Raw genomic sequence first — 256 nt, 5'->3', positions numbered from 1 at the left:
GCATAGCCAATGACAAGTTTGCCAATTTGATTTTCAATACAGTAGTTAATGATGTAACGGCAAGTCTTGTTGATATAATCATTCACTTTATTATTGCGATTCATAGCAAGCAAAGCCTGTTTACGAGTGGTGCCTTTGATTTTTTGCTTATCTTTAATGCTTTGAAGTCTGGCATTTTCTTTGTTAAACCATTGATTTATACTTTTTAATCTCCGCCCATCAATGATGAATGATCTGCCGTCTGATGTGACACAAG

The 256-nt window shown here is 35.2% G+C and carries 1 protein-coding gene; it reads right to left on the bottom strand.

The features are described from left to right. A partial coding sequence (locus ETC05_RS18540; RefSeq protein WP_171661581.1) for a transposase occupies window positions 1–256 on the bottom strand: 256 nt, incomplete at both ends.

This window comes from Geobacillus sp. BMUD, assembly GCF_013096845.1.
GTDB classification, from domain to species: Bacteria; Bacillota; Bacilli; order Bacillales; family Anoxybacillaceae; genus Geobacillus; species Geobacillus vulcani.
This window is presented reverse-complemented; position numbering and strand designations above follow the sequence as displayed.